Here is a 3,848-nt window from a genome sequence, read left to right as displayed (position 1 = left end):
AATTGTAAACTTAAGCCGTGTATAATTCATTGCTAGTTATTGCCAACTTACGAAAGTCCTCGCGGACTTTCTATCTGTGATTTATTTGCTAACTTTAGTGCTTAAACACGCAACGAAATCATACACAAAACCGTTACCACACATTAAACAAAAATTACGTAAAAAAGCAAACCTATGAAATACAATTTTTCTTTTCTATTATTTATTTTGATAACTAGAATTTTAACTGCTCAAACAATAGATGCAAGTCTTATTGAAATAAATTATCACGAAGATAGCGACCCACAAAACTTTGTTGCTTTTCAAAATGGTTTTTACTTTACCGCTACAGATGGTTCATTTGAAAACTTCGGTAGAGAATTATGGTATTCAGATGGAACTTCTGAAGGAACTTTAATGGTTAAGGATATAAAACATGGTCAAAACTCATCGAGTCCAAGTTCTTTGGTTGTTGTCAACAATACGCTTTATTTTACAGCTGACGATGGAGTTTATGGTTCGGAATTATGGAAAAGTGACGGAACTGAAAATGGTACAATAATGGTTAAAGATATTCGCCCCAATAATAACAGTTCTTACAATGGTCCTACAAATTTGATTGATTTTAACGGAACACTATTCTTTACTGCTACCAATGATGTTGATGGCTATGAATTATGGAAAAGTGATGGAACAGAAGCTGGGACAATTATGATAAAAGACATTAATTCAAACGGAAATGGAAGTCCAAATAACTTATTCGTTTTTAATAACATTATCTATTTTACAGCTAATGATGGAGTAAATGGAACTGAACTATGGAAAAGTGATGGAACAGAAGCCGGAACAGCAATGGTAAAAGACATTAATGCAAATTATTCTGGATTAAGTAGTGGAAATCAATTTTTATCCTTGAATAACTTCTTTTATTTTTTTGCAGATAATGGAACTAATGGCTATGAATTATGGAAAAGTGACGGAACTGAATCTGGAACAACTATTGTGAAAGATATTAGGATAGGTTCTAACTCAAGTGCTAATTCATTGAAAGGGAGCACACTCAATAATATAATTATTTTTGAAGCTAATGATGGAATAAACGGAACAGAACTATGGAAAAGCGATGGAACTGAAGCAGGCACATCAATGGTAAAGAACATTAACAATACAAATTTTAATAGTATATCATATAATAGCCAATATATATCATTCAATAATGAAGTGTACTTCCTAGCAGATGACAATATTCATGGAACTGAAATATGGAAATCAGATGGAACAGAAACTGGTACATATTTACTTAAAGATATTAATGATGGAAATTCATCTGTATGGATTGAAAAATTCCATTTAGACTATGTAAATAACAAGCTTCTATTTTTCACAACTAGCACTAATTCATCTGACAGAACATTATGGGTTAGTGACGGTTCATCAAATGGTACGTTTGAGTTATCAGATATTACAGATAGTAACATTTCTGGTTTAGAAGAAAGTTTTGTTACCGTTAACAATGCTACAGTTTTGACTGGAAAGAATGAAACAAACGGCAATGAGTTGTGGGTTACAGACGGAACAATTACTGGAACTTCCTTTTTTGCTGATTTGAATTATTCAAATAGTAGTAATGCGAGTAAATTTACAAACGTAGGAGGTGACTTGTTTTTCAGAGCAAGAGGAACAGAATATGGTAACCAATTATTTAAAAGTGATGGAACAGAAAGTGGAACGCAAATCGTTAAAGATATAAATCCAGGATATAATTGTATTGATGACCCTTCAGAAATGAAAGAAATAAATGGTATCTTATATTTTAGTGCAATTGATGGTACACATGGCTATGAACTTTGGAGAAGTGATGGAACAGATAGTGGGACTTTTATGGTAAAAGACATCAGAACTGGTAATCAAAGTAGTATGCAAAACTATAATGACCAACAGAAATTTACAGTTTTAAACGATATTCTTTACTTCAATGCTAACGATGGAATTAATGGTTTTGAGTTATGGAGAAGCGATGGAACAGAATCTGGCACCTATATGATAAAAAACATCAATACTAGTTCAAATTATAATTATGGTAGTCATGCTAGGGAATTTGTCATGTTGAACAATACAGTGTATTTCATTGCTAATGATAATTCTGGCTCAGGCCTATGGACAACAGATGGAACTGAATCTGGAACCAACAAAATAATTAATTTAAACGATATGAGAGTCTTAAAGACTGTCAATAATAAACTAATCATTGTTGCAGAAACTTCAGGTACTACTTATGGTCCACACGACGTATGGGTTTCTGATGGTACAGCCTCTGGCACTAACCATCTACAGTCTTTTGGAGATAATATAGATAGTAGCATCCAGTTTACAACAATATTAAACGATGAACTATATTTTGTAGCGAAAAGCCCTAATAGTTTTAGAAAAGCAGTTTATAAAACTAATGGTACAGTTTCTGGGACTAATATTTTATTTGATGGTGCTAATCATGCTACTATGCCAGACTTAGACATTGATTTAATAATGACGTGCAGTAACTATGTATATTTCCCAGTGCAAAATAGTTTCAATACTGAAAAGGAATTATGGAGAACCAATGGTACCATCACTGAACAAGTCGCTGGCCCAGATACTACAGACTTTTTATATATAAGAAATTTAACTTGTTATAACAACAACCTTCTCTACTTAACTGAATCATTTCCTCATAAAATTTGGATAACTAATGATAATTTAAATGAACCTTTACAATTAGATGTAAATATCCTAAACGGACCAAATTTTGAAAATTATAATTCAATAGAAGAAATGGGGGCAACAGACAATCACTTATATTTCAGAGCCAGAAATGACATTAGTGGTAACGAACTTTATGTAACAGATATTGATGTTTCGACCTTAAGCATGAATGATTATGAAGCGACTGAAAATAACAATTTTAATTTAGTTAGACTTTATCCAAATCCTACAGAAAATTTTATAACAATTGAGTCAATTACAAATTCAAATATTGAAAAATTTGAAATTTGGGATTTATCAGGAAAAATGATGCATAAAGAATCGAAAAAAGACTTAGCTAGTATAAATTATGATACTAACAAATTAAGTGGAGGAATTTATTTTGTGAAAGTTTTTTTAACAGACAATAAAATTGAGACCTTAAAATTAATTGTAAATCATTAACTGCAATAAAAAATAACGTGTGGTAACACCGTATAAAATTAATTGCTGGTAAAAGCCTACTTACGAACGTCCTTGCGGATTCTCTATCTGTATTTTATTTGCTAAACTTAGTGCTTAAACCACGCAACTAATCTTATACAACAACGTTGGCGTTAATTTGAAAATGAGGAACTTAACAATATATTTCTTGCTGATTTTCACACTTTTGAGTTGTAAACAAAAAGTTGTTGACGGAATTGAAATTGGACAAGATTTATATGTCGGACAATCACTCAAGCAGAATAAAAAATTGTCGGAATTAATTACTCAAACTCTGAATAAAGACCCAAACGCATTATCGGAATTGACCGAATTTTGGTGTGGTGGTGGAGCTGGTTGTTATGATTTAGGTTTTGTTACCACTCAATTGGTTTATCGAATCGGAGAAAATGATTTTATAAAAATGGCGGAAAAACTGACTGAAAAACAAAAAGGTTCATTAAGTGGTTTATTATCAGTCGGATTTGAATATGGAAATTATACTGACAAAAATGTTGTTACGGAATTTCCTAGACTGAATAAATTATTAACGGAATAAAAAAAACTAACGCCAACAAAGTACTGTGCTAAAAAACAAGTAAAATCCCATTAATTTTTCACTAGCGTACTTTTATATGTTGCATCAAATATTAACCCAGATTTTG

General features: G+C 31.5%; 2 protein-coding genes. Both read left to right on the top strand.

All coding sequences use genetic code 11. The annotated features are described in order from the left end of the window. Positions 1-174 precede the first annotated feature (174 nt). Positions 175-3,165 carry an ELWxxDGT repeat protein gene (locus tag BLT80_RS19695; protein WP_092471245.1) on the top strand — a complete coding sequence of 997 codons (2,991 nt, stop codon included), beginning with the start codon at positions 175-177 and terminating at the stop codon, positions 3,163-3,165. Between the two features lie 205 nt (positions 3,166-3,370). After that, a complete protein-coding gene (locus BLT80_RS19690) occupies positions 3,371-3,742 on the top strand; it encodes a hypothetical protein (protein ID WP_092471243.1) in 372 nt (123 codons plus the stop codon). Positions 3,743-3,848 lie beyond the last annotated feature (106 nt).

The organism is Winogradskyella thalassocola (genome assembly GCF_900099995.1).
GTDB classification, from domain to species: domain Bacteria; phylum Bacteroidota; class Bacteroidia; order Flavobacteriales; family Flavobacteriaceae; genus Winogradskyella; species Winogradskyella thalassocola.
The sequence above is the reverse complement of the archived record's forward strand: the minus strand, read 5'-3'. Positions and strand labels throughout refer to the sequence as shown.